This window comes from Terrilactibacillus laevilacticus, from assembly GCF_006517395.1.
Classification (GTDB): domain Bacteria; phylum Bacillota; class Bacilli; order Bacillales; family Sporolactobacillaceae; genus Terrilactibacillus; species Terrilactibacillus laevilacticus.
This window is the reverse complement of the sequence record NZ_VDCY01000001.1, coordinates 530,328-547,334: the sequence shown is the minus strand read 5'-3', so window position 1 is coordinate 547,334 and position 17,007 is coordinate 530,328. Positions and strand designations below refer to the sequence as shown.

The 17,007-nt window shown below is 36.2% G+C and carries 16 protein-coding genes; all 16 read right to left on the bottom strand.

What is annotated here, in order from left to right:
* The 16 genes from FG390_RS02450 to gloA2 all read right to left on the bottom strand — a co-directional run bounded on the left by FG390_RS02450 (nt 1) and on the right by gloA2 (nt 16,950).
* On the bottom strand, nt 1–996 hold the full coding sequence (locus tag FG390_RS02450) for an ABC transporter ATP-binding protein (protein WP_141189414.1): 996 nt from the start codon (nt 994–996) through the stop codon (nt 1–3).
* On the bottom strand, nt 993–1,922 hold the full coding sequence (locus FG390_RS02445) for an NlpC/P60 family protein (protein ID WP_141189413.1): 930 nt from the start codon (nt 1,920–1,922) through the stop codon (nt 993–995). The genes FG390_RS02450 and FG390_RS02445 overlap by 4 nt, the downstream gene beginning before the upstream one ends.
* Nucleotides 1,919–3,025 (bottom strand): dipeptide epimerase, encoded by a 1,107-nt coding sequence (locus tag FG390_RS02440; RefSeq protein ID WP_141189412.1) that lies wholly within the window; start codon nt 3,023–3,025, stop codon nt 1,919–1,921. Before FG390_RS02440 ends, FG390_RS02445 begins: the two co-directional genes overlap by 4 nt.
* Before the next feature lie 43 nt (nt 3,026–3,068).
* Nucleotides 3,069–3,989: a S66 peptidase family protein gene (locus tag FG390_RS02435; protein ID WP_141189411.1), complete on the bottom strand. Its 921-nt coding sequence runs from the start codon at nt 3,987–3,989 to the stop codon at nt 3,069–3,071.
* 178 nt (nt 3,990–4,167) lie between these two features.
* Entirely contained in the window at nt 4,168–5,775 is a 1,608-nt protein-coding gene (locus FG390_RS02430) for a peptide ABC transporter substrate-binding protein (RefSeq protein ID WP_141189410.1), read from the bottom strand.
* A 109-nt stretch (nt 5,776–5,884) separates the two neighbouring features.
* On the bottom strand, nt 5,885–6,892 hold the full coding sequence (locus FG390_RS02425) for an ABC transporter ATP-binding protein (protein WP_141189409.1): 1,008 nt from the start codon (nt 6,890–6,892) through the stop codon (nt 5,885–5,887).
* A 6-nt stretch (nt 6,893–6,898) separates the two neighbouring features.
* Nucleotides 6,899–7,843, bottom strand: a complete 945-nt coding sequence (locus FG390_RS02420) for an ABC transporter permease (RefSeq protein ID WP_141189559.1) — start codon at nt 7,841–7,843, stop codon at nt 6,899–6,901.
* A gap of 9 nt (nt 7,844–7,852) precedes the next feature.
* Nucleotides 7,853–8,791, bottom strand: coding sequence for an ABC transporter permease (locus tag FG390_RS02415; protein WP_141189408.1), 939 nt, complete (start codon nt 8,789–8,791; stop codon nt 7,853–7,855).
* A gap of 53 nt (nt 8,792–8,844) precedes the next feature.
* Nucleotides 8,845–9,669 carry a D-aminopeptidase DppA gene (dppA, locus tag FG390_RS02410; protein ID WP_141189407.1) on the bottom strand — a complete coding sequence of 275 codons (825 nt, stop codon included), beginning with the start codon at nt 9,667–9,669 and terminating at the stop codon, nt 8,845–8,847.
* 192 nt (nt 9,670–9,861) lie between these two features.
* A complete protein-coding gene (locus tag FG390_RS02405; RefSeq protein ID WP_141189558.1) occupies nt 9,862–11,361 on the bottom strand; it encodes an MDR family MFS transporter in 1,500 nt (499 codons plus the stop codon).
* 30 nt (nt 11,362–11,391) lie between these two features.
* Nucleotides 11,392–12,111 carry a polymer-forming cytoskeletal protein gene (locus FG390_RS02400; protein WP_219995038.1) on the bottom strand — a complete coding sequence of 240 codons (720 nt, stop codon included), beginning with the start codon at nt 12,109–12,111 and terminating at the stop codon, nt 11,392–11,394.
* 160 nt (nt 12,112–12,271) lie between these two features.
* The gene (locus FG390_RS02395; RefSeq protein ID WP_258311541.1) at nt 12,272–12,910 is read right to left on the bottom strand and encodes a YhbD family protein; all 639 of its coding nucleotides are present in this window, start codon (nt 12,908–12,910) and stop codon (nt 12,272–12,274) included.
* A 260-nt stretch (nt 12,911–13,170) separates the two neighbouring features.
* Nucleotides 13,171–14,280, bottom strand: coding sequence for a DEAD/DEAH box helicase (locus tag FG390_RS02390; protein WP_141189406.1), 1,110 nt, complete (start codon nt 14,278–14,280; stop codon nt 13,171–13,173).
* Between the two features lie 345 nt (nt 14,281–14,625).
* Nucleotides 14,626–15,396 (bottom strand): alpha/beta fold hydrolase, encoded by a 771-nt coding sequence (locus FG390_RS02385; RefSeq protein WP_181406328.1) that lies wholly within the window; start codon nt 15,394–15,396, stop codon nt 14,626–14,628.
* Between the two features lie 132 nt (nt 15,397–15,528).
* Nucleotides 15,529–15,942 carry a Fur family transcriptional regulator gene (locus FG390_RS02380; RefSeq protein WP_141189404.1) on the bottom strand — a complete coding sequence of 138 codons (414 nt, stop codon included), beginning with the start codon at nt 15,940–15,942 and terminating at the stop codon, nt 15,529–15,531.
* Nucleotides 15,943–16,563: 621 nt separating this feature from the next.
* Nucleotides 16,564–16,950, bottom strand: a complete 387-nt coding sequence (gene gloA2, locus FG390_RS02375; RefSeq protein ID WP_141189403.1) for an SMU1112c/YaeR family gloxylase I-like metalloprotein — start codon at nt 16,948–16,950, stop codon at nt 16,564–16,566.
* Nucleotides 16,951–17,007 lie beyond the last annotated feature (57 nt).

Below are 17,007 nucleotides of genomic sequence, written 5' to 3'. Positions count from 1 at the left end.
TTACACACCTACTTCTTTTTCTTTATACTTTTCTTCTTGATGTTGATAAAGATGACAAGCAACAAAGTGATTTTTTTCTATCTCATTAAAATTCGGTTTAATTTTCGAGCAAATAGCCATAGCACGAGGACATCGGGTTCGAAAGACACATCCAGATGGTGGATCTATTGGACTTGGAACATCTCCTTCCAATATAATTCTTTCTCTTTTTTCCTCAATATCAGGATCAGGAATCGGAATGGCAGACAATAAGGCTTCAGTATATGGATGAAGAGGATGTTGATATAACTTATCACTTGTTGTCAATTCAACCAATTGCCCAAGATACATAACTCCCACGCGATCACTCATATATTTAACCATGGACAAATCGTGAGCGATGAAAAGGAAGGTTAGGCCTTTTTCTTTTTGCAATTGTTTTAAAAGATATACGACTTGTGCTTGAATGGAAACATCCAAAGCCGATATAGGTTCGTCAGCAATAATCAAAGAAGGTTCAAGAGCAAGTGCACGTGCAATACCAATACGTTGTCTTTGACCGCCACTAAATTCATGGGGGTAACGATTTAAATGTTCTTTCGTTAAACCTACCTCTGATATGAGTTCTTCGATACGATGAAGTCGTTGTTTTTTATTTGGGTATAGTCCATGAATGTCCATTGGTTCAGCAATAAGATCATACACTGTAGATCGTGGATTTAACGATGCATAAGGGTCCTGAAATATCATTTGCATCTCTTTTGTTAATTTAAAACGATCTCTTTTAGTTTGGGGATAATTTTTTCCTTTATATCGTATGTTACCTTCTGTTTTCTCATATAAACCAAGAATTGTTCGACCAAGTGTCGATTTACCACAACCTGATTCACCTACTATTCCAAGAGTTTCTCCTTCATTTAAAGTAAAGGATATCCCATCCACTGCTTTTAACGTTTCGTTCCGGTTCATTTGAAAGTATTTTTTTAAATTTTGTACTTCTAGGATAGGATCCTTCATGATGCATTAACCTCCGATTCTTTTAAATATCGTCTAATTGAACAACACTCTCTTTCAAATATCGTTCCTTTAAGCTCGGTCACTTCGATTTTCTTACCTGGCGTCGGAGAATGAATCATTTTGCCATCGCCATAATAAATTCCTACATGATGGATCGTTCCTCGTCCTTCTTCGTATGCAAAAAAGAGAAGATCACCAGGTTTTTCTTCACCCAACTTTACTTCTTCTCCTGTAATCGCCTGATCATGGGCATCTCTGGGAATTCTTTTCCCAAACATACGATACAAAGAATAGCTAAATCCAGAACAGTCAAATCCATAAGAACTCATACCCGCCCAAAGATAGGGTAAATCGAGATAACGTTCAGCTATTTTTATGATCGTTTGGCCACTAAAAGGCATTATTTTCTCAAAAGCTATATTTTTTCTGTCTAGATATCCAATCTCACTTGTAGGTGTTAGTACATTAACATACCTATCCCCTTCATCGATAACCGGAAGACTTGTCCCCATACTCAGAATCGTTATCATTTCGCCTTTTTGATCATATAAAGGGACTCGATCTTCTTTCACTATCACCCAATTAGGTTGATTATCCCAATTTGAAGGTTTTTGTACGAGCTGGCTTGCAGGGACATATCCAGGATAACCCCTTGAGTCCTTAGACGAAGGCTGCATGATGGCATAGCCGTACGCCCAACCGTCACCAATTTTTTCTACTAGAAATTCTTCACCAAAAAGAAGTTGGGTTTCCAGGCGATTTTCTCTACATAACGCTATGTTTTCATCTTTAGACATATCACCAAGCCATCCTAGTATATCGCATGGATTTTTTATCGCTTTTTTATCTACTTGGCGCACCGAATCAGGTCTCTTCCACACCGTTGCAACAGAAACATTTGTAAGGAAACACTCATTTTGATTCATCCTTGCACACTTCCTCTTGAAAGATATGTTGCATCAATATGACGAATTCCGAGACCTGATAAAGTTGGCATGGTCATCTTTCGACCTTGATAGATGATTCCTCCTTCGATAGGATCAACTAATAGCATAAGTGGAGCATCAAAATCACATCGCGTCACATTTTTTTGACTTGCAGCGAAATGAGCAGCAGCTGTTATCCCAATCTTACTTTCAATCATACTTCCAACCATACATTCTACTCCGTACGATTCAGCTATGTGGTTAATTTCTAACGCGTGATGGATACCACCTGCTTTCATCAACTTGACATTGATTAAATCACACGACCGTGTTGATAATAGTTTCATAGCATCATGTGGTGTAAACACACTTTCGTCAGCCATTATGGGTGTTTCAACAGCTCTTGTGACTTCCTTTAACCCTTCAATATCCCATGCTGGAACGGGTTGTTCAATAAGTTCAATATTTAAATGGTTTCTTTCATAATAGCGAATTGCATAGATCGCTTCCTTTACAGTCCAACCTTGATTTGCATCCAATCTAAGTTTAACTTCAGGGCCAATCGCTCGTCGTATTTGTTCAATCCTTTCAAGGTCCGTTTCAATATCCCCTTTTCCAACCTTGATTTTTAACGTATCAAAGCCCTTATCGATTAACTCAATAGCATCATGAATCATCATTTGCGGCTCATTTACACTTACTGTAAAATCTGTTTCAAGCTCATTGCGGTAGCCCCCTAGCAATTGATACAGAGGGAGATTTGTTTTTTGAGATAAAAGATCATAGATAGCCATGTCAATACAAGCTTTAGCACTTGAATGATGAATGATCGCCTGATCAATTTTTTCAAATATTTGTTGATAATTTAAAATATCCATACCAACCATTAAAGGACAAAAAATGTTGTCTATTGTAGATTGAATACTTTCTAAACTATCTCCAGTAATAACATGCGTGGCAGGTGCTTCGCCTACCCCAACTCTATCTTCACATTCAACAAATACAATAACTGTTTCTAAGTGTTTTACTGTACGTAAAGCCGTTTTAAATGGTTTATTCAGTGGTACAATTAATCGATCTGTACGTATATTGGTAATCTTCATGATTCTATCCCCTTCAGTTATTTAACCTCGATTATGAGAAGGATTAACAAACCCCCGCTTCTATCGTAAGTGTTTTTGTATAAGTATTAAGGATGGCCATAGCGCCAAGTGGAATAGAAAAATGAGGCTGGCAATGTCCGATTAGGAAACCTTTCATAACAGGTTTTCCATAATGATTTAAATAATGATGGAATACTTCATCTAAAGTTAAAGATGATTGTCGTTTTTTTGGTTCGGCTTCAGTAAATGAACCAATCAAAAATCCTGCCGCATCATTTAATTTTCCAGAAAGACGTAACTGATTTAACATACCATCAACTCTATAAGGTTCCTCACCTATATCCTCAATTAAGAGAATTTTATCCTTTACATCAATGTCATAGTCCGAACCAATACTGCTTACAAGTAAAGAAAGATTTCCTCCTACAATGGGAGCTTCTACAATCCCCTCAACAAGAACATCTAATGGTGAAATGGTTTCATCATAATGTAAAGTTGTAGGTTCAAATAATTGTTGAATCAACTGTTCTGATAAAAGCTTAAAATCATCATGACCCATATCCGAACTTGGCATTGGACCATGAAACGTCACGAGCCCGCTTTTTTTATGTATAGACGTGTGTAAGCAGGTAATGTCGCTATACCCCCAAAATATTTTTGGGTTATTTGCTATTAAATTGTAATCGAGTCGATCTACGATTCTAGGCGTTCCGTACCCTCCACATGCACAAAAAATTGCTTTAATCTTTGGATCTAAAAACATACTATGTAAATCATTCACACGATCATAATCAGAACCTGCTAGGTATCCAACTTCATCGTATAAATGTTGACCTTCATGAATCTTTACACCAAACTTTTTCAAGATATTAATCCCTTTTTTTAGGGGTTCAATTTTGGGTGGACTTGCTGGAGCGATAATGCCAATGGTATCTCCTATAGTTAATCTCGTTGGTCTTAGCATCGTTTTTCTCTCCTTTTTTATAAACTAAAAGGAATGTATAATTTATTGGTTAATAATACCAGATTTAAGTAAATATTAATGGAAGGAAACCCGATATTCTTATTAACATATGCGGGTTCCCTACTTAAAATGTTTATAAAACGACCCTTAAAATTTTAAAATATTTAAATCAAGTGTATTACTTTTTGCTAGCCCACTTAAGATCTAAATAACCTACTGGATGATGAACAATTTCTGTGACATTACTCTTTTGTAAAAACGGCTGATTATAGAATAAAATTGTGGAGTATGGCATGTCCTTAAACAAGATTTTTTCTGCTTGATACATTTCATTGTAGCGAGCTTTTTCATCTTTTTCGTTTTTTGCTTTTTTGATTAAAGCATCATACTCTTTGTTACTCCAACGCGCACTATTCATTTGCATACCGGTTTGGAAGTTTTCAAGATAATTAATTGGATCACCATAATCAGCTAAGAAGGATGCTTTAGAAAACTGGAATTTACCCGCCTTTTGTTCGGTTGAAAAAACATTCCATTCCATATTAGCCAATTTCACGTTTACCCCTAAATTCTTCTTTAACATTTCTTGTATGGCTTCCGCTATTCTTTTATTTTCATCTGTTGTCGAATAAGTAAATGTGACAGGTGGCAGTTTCGAATATCCTTCTTCTTTCATGCCTTCTTGCAATAGTTTCTTAGCTTCAGTTGGATTGAATTTATACATATCTCCGTTTTTCTCGCGGAAGTCATTGCCATCTGGGTCTTTAAATCCCGGTGACACGAATCCAAAAGCAGGTGTTTGTTTCCACTTGGTGACATAATCAACAATTTGCTTACCATCAATCGACATAGCAAAAGCTTTTCTTATTTTTTGATTTGTGAACGGAGCTTGATGAACATTCATACTAATAAATGACGTTCCTGCTTGCTGTTCAACTTTAACTTTTCCTTCTTTAAATAATTTGTCGCTAAGTCCAGGCGGCACACTAGCCTCATCTAGATTACCAGATTGATAGGTTTGATACTCCGTGTTTGGATCATCAATCATGGCCCAATCTACTTCATCTAATTTGACATTCTTCTTATCCCAGTAGTTATTGTTTTTCTTGAATACCATTTGACTATTATGCTTCCAAGTCGTGAGGTTGAATGGACCGTTTCCGACAAACGTTTTGGCATTAGCAAACCACTTTGGATTTTTTTCGGCTACTTTCTCATTTATAGGGAAGAAACATGGGTTTGTTATAATATTTAAGAAATATTTTTGTGGTGCAGTGAGAGTCACTTGAAGTGTGTTTTTATCAGTAGCTGAAACTTTAACATCTTGGCTCGAACCCTTACCAGAGTTAAAAGCTTCGGCTCCTTCGATGAGATAACCAAGGAAGGCTGCAGGTGACGCGGTTTTCGGATCTAAAAGGCGCTTCCATGCAAATTCAAAATCGTTAGCTGTTACAGGATCCCCATTTGACCATTTTGCATTTTTACGTATATGAAACGTATATGTTTTTCCATCCGATGAAACATCCCATTTTTCGGCTATAGCAGGATGTGGCTCATTATCTTTACCAAGTCGTACTAAGCCTTCCATCAAATTATTTAAAGGGTTCCATGAAGCAGCATCAAATCCTTTAGGCGGATCAAATGAAGATGGTTCTAGTCCATTGTTTAATTTTAGGACTTTTTTATGACCTGAAGAGGAATCAGAGTTTCTCGAACTGTTAGCTGTGCAAGCAGATAAAGCCAAAATTAAAATAATCGATAACAGAATGGTTAATGTTTTTTTCATTTTGAAACCCCCTAGCTGAAAGTTAGACATTCTTTACTAGCGTATTGATTTTTTAAGTTATTAGTTGTATGTAAACCTAAAAATTAGTTCTGTTTCGCCTGTAATTTTATTACAATTGACTTGCTAGCATTTCTTTTCTTACGGCAACTGCCCTTGTATCTTGTAACCAACACTCAATCTGATGTCCCTCACGTAACCTTGATTTTTGGGGTTGAACACGTCCGCAGACCTCCATAGCAAATGGACAACGATCAACAAACGCACAACCTTTAGGTGGAGAAAATAGATCCGGAGGTGAGCCCTCTATGGGTTTTAAACTATGACTTGTCTGATCTAATCTCACAACGGAATTAAGTAAGGCACGCGTGTAGGGATGCTCTGAATGATAGAATACTTGACGTTTGCTCCCCATCTCCACGATTCTACCGGCATACATGACAGCGATTCGGTCTGCCATTTTTGCTACAACCCCTAAATCATGAGTAATGATAACAATAGAAATGCCGGTTCTTTTTTGAATAGACTCAAATAAATCCAGTATCTGAGCTTGGATCGTCACATCTAATGCCGTTGTAGGTTCATCTGCGATAAGTAAATCTGGTTCACAAATCAGTGCCATAGCGATAACAATTCTTTGTCTCATCCCCCCACTTAACTGATGGGGATACTGTTTTAATCGTTCATGTGGATTCGAAATACCAACCCATTCTAATACTTTGATGGCTTCCTTCTTGGCAACACGCTTCGACATTTTCTTTTGATGAATAAGACCTTCTATTAATTGTGATTCAATCGTTAAGGTCGGATTTAGCGCCGTCATTGGATCTTGAAAAACCATCGAAATGTCAATTCCTTGAACTTTTCGCATCTCTTTTGAAGTTAGCCTAGTTAAATCTTTTCCTTTAAAAATTATTGAACCATTTGTAATTTTACCTGGATGATCGATAAGACCCATAATGGCAAGAGAAGAAACACTTTTCCCACAGCCGGATTCGCCGACAATAGCCAAGGTTTCTCCTTTCCCAATGGTAAAGTCGATACCTCTTACCGCCTTCACGGTACCGCCATGGGCTTGAAATTGAATGTGCAACTGCTTTACCTCAAGTAATGGTTCCAATTAGTTTCACCTCCTTAATTTAGGGTCGAGTGCATGTTGTAAACCATCACCTAAGACATTAAAGGCAAACATGGTCATCGAAATAAAAAATGCTGGAAAAAATAATTGCCACCAATAACCGGTTAATATAGCAGATAACGAGTCGTTCGCCATCGTCCCCCAGCTTGCAAATGGGGCTTGTATGCCGAGTCCTAAAAAACTTAGAAAGGCTTCGGCAAATATGGCTGAAGGAACGGTTAAGGTCATTTGAACAATAATTTGTCCTATCGTATTTGGTATTAAATCTTTCTTAACAATCCGTAAAGTTGGACTCCCGAATGATCTTGATGCTAACACGAATTCATAATTTTTTAATTGTAAAACTTGACCTCTAACAATTCGAGCCATCCCCGTCCATCCGGTAATGGTAAGGGCAACAATAACCGTAAACAACCCAGGTCCCATAACGACCATCATCAAAATAACAACAAGAAGGTATGGAAGGCCATAAAGGATCTCTATAATTCTCATAAGAACGCTATCAACCGTTCCTCCTTTATAGCCACTTATTCCGCCATAAATAACACCGATAAACAAATCTACTAAAGCTGCTAATAGTCCAACAGTAAGAGATATTCTAGCCCCATACCATGTCCTAGTAAACACATCGCGCCCTAGGTCATCAGTTCCAAACCAATGTTTCATTGAAGGGCTTAAGTTTTGCTCTTGTAAGCTTTGGTAAGAGACGGAATATTTCGACATTACCGGACCCAAAATGGCCATTATAGCGAGTAAAATGATAAAAATTAGACCAAACATGGCTAGTTTGTTTTGCAGAAGACGATACCACGCTCCTTTCCAATAAGATAAACTTGGACGTGTGATGTCTTCTACGTCGCTATTCTCCACGTTTCTTTTTTTAAACCATTCGTCTTTAATTTCGTTTGTTGATGGCACCTCATCTATTCTCATAGCGGACAATTAGCTCACTTCCTTCTTATGAAGTTTAATTCTTGGATCTAGCCAACCATAAGCCATATCAACGATAAATAGTAAAACAATCAGTATGGAACTATAAAAAACAGTGGTTCCCATGATAACGGGATAATCACGGGAATTAATACTATCAACAAAATATTTTCCCATTCCAGGAATAGCAAATATTTTTTCGATAACAAAAGTACCCGTTAAAATGCCTGCTGCTAAGGTGCCGAGAAGTGTAATAACGGGTAGCAAGGCATTCTTTAAAGCATGTTTCATAACGATAAGAAAAGGAGATAAACCCTTACTTCGTGCCGTTCGAATATAGTCTTGTGTCAACACTTCGATCATACTAGTACGAATTAATCTCGCTATAATCGCCATTGGACCTGTAGCCAAGGCAATGGTTGGTAGCACTTCACTTTTCCAACTTGTCCACATGGAAGGTGGCAACCACCCTAAATTAACGGAAAATTCTTGTATTAATAATGAAGCTAAAACAAAATTAGGTATCGATATACCCAGTACTGCTATGGTCATTGCTACATAATCAATGAAATGATTAGCCTTTAGAGCCGCTAAAACACCTAAAATAAGACCTGAAATAATAGCGACAATCAATGTAATCATGCCTAGCTCAAAGGACACGGGAAATCCATCGGAAATTAAACTATTGACTGTGTCATTTGGATGCTTAATTGAGGGTCCATAATTAAATGTTGCAACGGATTTCATGTAGATCAGATATTGTATAGGCAACGGTTTATCTAAGTTGTAATGCATCTCCATGTTCTTTTGAACCGTTTCATTCAATTGCTTACCATTATGACTATTGAACGGGGATCCTGGAATAGCATGCATTAGAATAAAAGTAAGTGTTGCTATAACCCAAATGGTTAGGAGCATGGCTAGTAGTCGTCTAAAGATAAAATTCATCATCTCTGTTACCCCCTTCAATCAAATAATCTATTAATCTATGTAGTATGGCTTAATTAACAAAATTTTGTTTTCATTGCGAGTTCAGTCATCGCAACCATGGCTTGATAAGCATCAATAATTGTATTAGCTTCATATTTGACAATGGTTGTTCCAGGTTCGATGGTAACTTGAGGAATGAGAGCAGCCCACTCGGCTTCTCCATAGTTTGTAAACTCTACTCTAAGAGTAGGCTTTTTTGGGGGTTTTAGTGGCTCGATCGATTTTTGACCAAGAGCATCTAATGTTTTTTCCCGTATTAACTCCGTAGCTTTAGCTGGTGATAATGTTTCTTGCGAAGAGCGCGATAAGGCGCGTTTTACAATACAAGTCGTGATCCCCGGTATGAGTGTTTCTGCTTCTTCACATGCACAATCATCCCCAGCAACAAGGATAACCGGAACATCATAGAAACCCGCAACATAGGCATTAAAACCTAATTCCCCAACGACTTGATCATTAATCCAAAAATTCCGAACTCCAAAAGTCATAGAATGTGACATCACCCCTTTCTTTCCAGCACGGGCGTGATAGCCAATGAAAGCAGCTAAGTCTACTTGATCATCTAATCCTTGAACCATAGACATTGGCTTAACATCTCCAGAAATTAATCTGGCTTCAGGATGAATTTCTTCAATTAGGATATTGTTCATTTTTGAATGGCTGTCGTTCACTACAATATCGTCTACCCCATAATCAAAAGCAGCTTGAATGATACTATTTGCTTCCATTGTCATTATTCTTCTGCCAGTTTCATAATTAAATTCACTTGAATTTACATATGTATAATCAGGTAAGCCTGAGATTCCTTCCATATCGACTGAAATCCATAATTTTGTCATGAGTATCACTCCCTGCGTAACATCTGCTTTTAGCTTAAAACATACATATTTATTATAAAATTAATAATATAAAGATAATATCATACAGAGATAAAATAACAAGACTTTTTTTCTCCTCTTATTTGAATATTCCGTTATGTTTTATCTAATTAATAAAAAAGTACCTGTTCTAAAGAATAGGTACTGGATACATTAAAAAGATTGTTTTGTTTGCTTTTCTTCAATGATTAACTTCTCATTTGTCATCACAAAAACACAGATTAGAGCAATAACAGTAGGTATAATGGCCCAAATGAACGTATGAGAAATGGACTTAGATAATCCACTGACTAGATGATCAATAATATTGGATGGAATATGTTCCCTTACTTCAGGTGATAGCAGAACTCTTGGGTTTTGGGATTGCCCAGCTGATCCCATTTTCGCCATGGATCGAAATAAATCATGTAATTCATCTTTTAAAATATGACTTTGAATAGCTCCATATATCGTGAGTCCCACTGTCATACCAAGTTCCCTTAAAAAAGCAAGAGTCGAACTGGCTGAACCAAATTCTCTAGGACTTAATCCATGAACAGCCGCCGTTCCTAAGACTGAAAAAGAAAAACCCACACCGAAACCAACGAAGAACACATATACAATTAATAAACCAATATGTGTGTTTACCGTAATTGTACTTAATAAAATCATTCCAATGAACATAACAAACCCAGAGAAAATCATGGTATTTCGATAACTGACTTTTTGAATTAATGATCCGCCTAAAATACTTGATACAGTTGTTCCAACCATTAACGGTAATAAAATTAATCCCGATCTTGTGGCCGTTCCACCTGTAACCCCTTGGACATAAAGGGGAATAAAAACAATCGCTACAATAAAGGGAATACTGATAAATATACCAATAAGGTTAGATGCAGTAAAAAGGCGTTTTCTAAATAATTTAAACGGAAGAATGGGATCAATAGCTCTTGTTTCTGCGAACAAAAATAATAGAAAGAAAATCACAAATGAAGTAAATAAACCTATAATCTGAACTGATCCCCAATCAAATTTATTACCGCCTAGTTCTAGTGCAAACATAAGGGAAACTGTTCCTATTACAAGGGTAATCGCTCCCCACCAATCAATGTTTTGCTTCTGATGTTCTTTAGATTCCTTATAAAAAAAGGAAATAAGAACAACCGACAAAATACCTAGAGGTAAATTAATATAAAAGACCCAGTGCCAACTAAAATGGTCTGTAATATAGGCACCTAAAAGAGGCCCAAAGACACTTGATAAACCAAAAGCCGCTCCAAACAAACCACCCATTTTACCTCTTTGATCTGGAGGAAAGATATTAAAAACAATCGCAAAAGCGATTGGCATCAACGAACCCCCTCCTATACCTTGAATAGCCCGATATAGACTTAATTGGGTTATTGAGGTCGCTGTCCCACAAAGAATCGAACCTAGAAGAAAAACACATAATCCAAAGATAAAAAATCGCTTTCGTCCATACATATCGGATAATTTACCAAAAATAGGCATACCGGCCATTTCAGTTACTAAATAAGCGGATGTGACCCAAACAAATTTATCTAAGCCACCGAGATCAGCAACAATCGTACCCATAGCAGTCGATACGATCGTTTGATCCATTGACGCTGTAAATATACTTAATAATAACCCTATAACGACAATATTCATTTGTTTTGCTGTCAAAATTAAAACTCTCCCTTATATTTTCTCTGAATGTTTCACCATCGCATTGCCAACTTTAGAAAAATGGTCTTTATATTCTACATGATCAATTTCACAACCCGTTCCAATCGTCACTCGATTTCCCCGAACCGTTTTTGCTTTTGTATATTCTAAATAGATATCATCACCTTCAATTTGATCCGTGATTAAATGTTTAGAAAACAATTTACCTAAAATATCTAAACCAAACGTTTTTTTCGTTACTTTAAGTGTTCCACATCCAATTTCCTTTACCTTACAATCACCACCAATGCCAATGGTTATCTCGTCTGCATTTAATAAGTCTTGAATCATAAATCCACCTTTTAACTGAACTGAGTCGGCTTCCAAACTACCATACAATTTAATACCTCCGCTAAGTGACACCCTTTCTCCTTTCATATTTCCTTTTATACGAGAAAATCCGCTAATATGAATGGTTTTCACATCCGCATTTCCTTCAATTGTCGTTGAACCGCTAATATCCATCGTATCCGAAGTCACCGACCCAAGGATTTTAGAGCTCCCGCTTATTTTCATGTTTTCTGACTTCACATTTCCATTGATCCGACTGGAACCGCTTGTTTGAAATTGGTTACATTCTATATCCCCACTGACTTTACCTGAACCGCTGATTTTAACATCTCGAAATATTCCGCCTGAAGTTGAACCCGATCCCGAAATGATTAAATCGGCTGCTTGAGTTGTTTTAATCATGTTTCTTCATTCCTCCATTGTAATTAAGTTTTCACTTTTGCCTTTATATTTGATGTTCTATTTATTTGACATGTTATTTTATATTCCAACGGATCAATCGAACAATTTTGACTTATGATTTCCTCTTGCAATCTCCGCAACTGTATTTTCCTCTCATCATTTATGCTCCCTTCGATAATAAACTCTTAAGTTCTTCAATACTTTGCAAAATATCTAATTTGAAGACTTCATTAGTAAGATCATCAACATAATAATTTTCTTGCTTAGATATTAATAAAAACGACGTTACTCCAAGTTTTCGAAAAATTAATAAATAAAAAGGCTGACCGTATAACTTACCATAATTGTTGATTAAAAAAGTATAGAGTTGTTTACTTTCTTCTCGATTGACTTCACCTGATTTCAATACCTTTTCAACAATATTAGCTGACAGGATCGCTTCAAATGATAATGACTTGTTTCTTTCTTCCTCAGGAAACAAAACATCCACTGTCATCAATGAAACAATGTGACGTTCTATAATTTGGTTAACAGTTAATGACACAGACTGTGGATTAGGTGAGAACATATCAGCTAATTCATCTAGTGACAGATCGTCTTTTAAACTAATAATCTTCTCAATACGATCTAATATCTTTTGTTTTGGAAAGAAAGTTTCTTGTCCTGTAAAAGTCGATTTTCGAATAAACCATTCATCTGGTATTAATTTTTTTCTCTTCCACCGATAAAGTTGACCATATGAAATATGTGCTACTTCTAATAGATCTTTTTTTGCGATAAGATCATTTTCCATCATCATAACCTCCACAAACAATGTAACATAACACTGTTACGTTGTAAAGAGTAAATAAAGAGAACTCGAATCATTTGACCTCATTAGAATATATGAATTCGACAAGTAAAAGACCTTTATTTGTAATCTTATTACCATCTCTCATCTTATCCAATATGGTGAAACTACAATCTAGAATGTTATATTGGCTTTAACGGTAGACTCATAACTGCTTCCCGTTAAGTTGTAAAACTTTAATAGCTTGCCATCAATTAGATAAATATGATTTATTTATCAACTAAGCGTTTAAGGCTTAGATGAATGTTTAACGTGTGTTCAATATCTTTCAGAAGTTTCTCCTCTTTTGGTGTGACGCATGTTATAGCTAAGCCGTATTGACCTGCACGACCAGTTCTTCCAATTCTATGGACATATGTTTCAACATCTCGCGGAAAATCATAATTTACGATATGTGTAACAAAATCAACGTCTAATCCTCTGGAAGCGAGATCAGTTGCGACAAGGATAGGTATCAATTCATCTTTAAACCGCGATACAACCTGCTCTCTTTGATTCTGTGATAAATCTCCATGAAGGGCTAAAACATGATAGCCCTTATCCTCTAACTTCTTATGTAAATTTTTAACCCGCCTAATTGTTCGGCAAAAAATGATAGACTTAAAGGGCTGAAATTGATGGATAATTCGGCAAAGTGTTTCAAACTTTTCTCGATCAGAAGTTGTTATCGCTAACTGTTTGATATGACTAACATCACTTTTTTTATAATTTATCCTAATGTCAATGGGTTCTTGTCTAAAAAAAGTTTTCCAATCCATTAAATGGTGAGCTAAAGTCGCTGAAATTAACACTGTTTGGCGTTCACTTGATACATTTTGAACAATACTCTCAACGTCTTCCTTGAATCCCAATTTAAATAGCAAATCGGCTTCATCAATGACAAGATACTTTGTTGTCTGAAATGTCAAAGTCCCTCTTCTCAAATGATCGTTTAATCGACCTGGTGTTCCTACAATTAAATCAGTATGATTGTTGCTTAAGTTAGCCATTTCTTTATCTAAAGATTGTCCGCCATAAATGGCCAGTATCTTTAGATCATCGACAAGTGACCTAGCCACCTCTGCTATTTGTATCACTAATTCTCGGGTCGGTACAATAATCAGTCCTTCACCCAATGAAGTTTGGAGTAGGTGAAGTAAAGGTAGGAGAAAAGCCAATGTTTTCCCTGAGCCTGTTGGTGCTTGAATACATAAATCTCTATTAAAAAGGATTTGCGGTATCGAAAGTTCCTGAACGTTTGTAGGTATATTGATCCCTAATCCCTGTAATCGATCCACTATTTTTCGGTTTATCCCATAAGAGTTGAACGCAGATTTCATTAAATTCTTCCTTTTTTAAAGTGAATTTTTCGGTTTATGTATAGTATCGTTGTTTATTACAACAAATACGAACCTTCATATGTTATATACGTATATATTTTCTAGAGAAAAGGTTCCTTTTATTTTAACTTGCAATTTATGTCTAGATAAACTATAATAAATTTATCCAATCCAACATTGATTTTTTATTAATTGAAAGCGCTTTAACATTCCTAAGTCATATCGGCTTGGGTCTTTTTTTACACCTTTAAGAAAAGGCATAAAAGTGCGGGCTCAGGTCTCTGTTCTAGCGCCTTACAGGCCCCGCACTCGGCAAGTTGTTTTCTTTATTACCCACAACCTTATTCATAAATCTCTTAAAAAATGAGTGATCGCAGCATTTACCTCTTCGTGACAACGAATAGGAATTTGATGAGTTGCTCCTTCAACTAGAACCGTTTTTGACTGCTTTAGTCCCGAGTAAAATTTATTGTATTTTTTAGTATACCAATCATTCATCCCATATATCGCTAAAATGGGAAGATTGTTAAATTTACTAAGTTGGTCGATTAAATTGGTGTCTTTTCCTTCACAATATAATTCCAATACAGATTTATTATTTGCTTTTAACATATAAACAAACAGTTCTTTTTGATCTTCTTCCGTTACTGCATGAGTACGAGAAAGGATATAACTCAATAATGTCTTATTATTCGTTTTCATAAAACCGATTCCAAGTTGATAAATCATAGCTAATGTTATTGAATTTACAACAGGATAACCGCCAAAAAAAATTAACACTTCAATATCATTAGGAAATTTTAGAGCATACAATTGTGCAATTAAACCGCCATTAGAATATCCCACAATAATGGGTTTCTTTATATTAAGAAACTCAACCAGATCTCTTAAATCTTTGACATGCGTATCTAGAACACCTCCTGAACAAGGCTTATAAGAGCTTTTTCCATGCCCTCTTCCATCAAATAAAATAACTTTAAAATGTTCACTTAATTTTTTTTGATATTTAAAAACATTATGCCCCAATAGAGGCGGATGAATAAAAATGATCGGCCGTCCTTCTCCAATGGTTTCAAAGTAGATATTCACGCCACTTGAATTTTCAAAATAAGGCATACTTATAGCCTCCATGCGATAACAATATAAAGGTATTTTTATCTAGTGGAGGCTCATCTATTCATCCTATTTTATTTTAAAATAAATACCATCCAAATAAACTAGGAACGTATTCACACACTTTTTCTCGTTTTATTTGCATTTGCACTCTTTACAGTAACCATAAATTTCAAACTTGTGACCAGTTACAACAAAATTAGGATCTAGTCCGTGTATACTCTCCATTGGACAGACATCGATTGAATGTGTTTTTCCACATTTTAGACAAATAAAATGATGGTGATGATGATGCGAGCAGTAAAACTGATACATTTTCTCGCCATTAAGTTCCGTTGTCTCTAGTATGTTCATGTCTACAAATAGTGAAAGATTACGATAGATTGTATCAAAACTTAAACCTGGATAAGTTGACTTTAAAGCCGTTTGGATATCTTTAGCTGAGATATAGCCATTACTATTTTCAAAGAGCTGCAAAATATCCTCTCGTTTATCCGTATGTTTATAACCTTTTTCTTTAAGTGCAACGAGGGCATCACGCTTATTCATCGCACATCACTTCTTTCCTCATTTTCATTTCCTCATACTTCCTAAATATAAATACTTATTACATCATAACAGACGGTTAACCGTTTTATCTACCAAAACCTCTTATTCAACGTGTATATCTCACTCGTGGCGAGCATGATCAATCGTTTGTTTTTATATTTTCAGCAGATGGTCATCTTCATTTGAATAAAAGATGGTTTTACCCTCCCGCCTTGATTTTACAAGCCGCGATTTTTTAATAGTCCTTTACGGGCAGTTGATCCCCCTCCTATCTTCTTTGAATACTCAGAGTCTTGAGGCGGGGAGCTTAACTAACCCTTTTATTGGCATAAGTATTAGATTAAGCTATACGATCGTTGAAAAAAAATGCTATGATAAGCTGCGAATCTTGGTGCCCACTTGTTTTTTCGGTCCTCATGTACGTGGATACAAGAGGATCGCTGGCTAAAATCGCTCACGCTGGCGCCTGAAGCTACCACATCATGTGGAATGCTAGTCCTAAGGAGCTATGCCGTTCTTCCCCTTCCGACGCCCAGGACGGGCTAGTACTGGCGTTTCTTGTAGGATGCCAGCGTACTTAGCCAGTAACCCTTCTAATTTGTCACCTTTTTGAACACGCACTTATATTTCATATAACTCAAGCGGAAGATGGTCAGGATCTTGAAAAAAAGTAAATAATTTTCCGGTGATTGGATCTTTACGAATCGACTCAACTTCTATATCCGCTTCTTCTAGTTCTAATTTAGCTTGGTTAATATCCTTGACCTTAAACGCTAGATGCCGTAATCCACAGGCTTCAGGATGAGTTAATCTTCCAGGTGGACTCGGGAATGAAAACAATTCAATTTGATCGGACTCACCTAATCTCAAATCACATTTATACGACTGCCTCTCTTCTCTGTAATGTTCATGAATAACTTGACAACCCAAAATATTGACATAAAAATGCTTTGATTTTTCATAATCCGAACAAATAATAGCAATATGGTGGATACCCATAATCTCCATCTCTATGTCCTCCTCTTTTACCACCTATTTTGTGATTTTTTTGGTATCTATATCTGT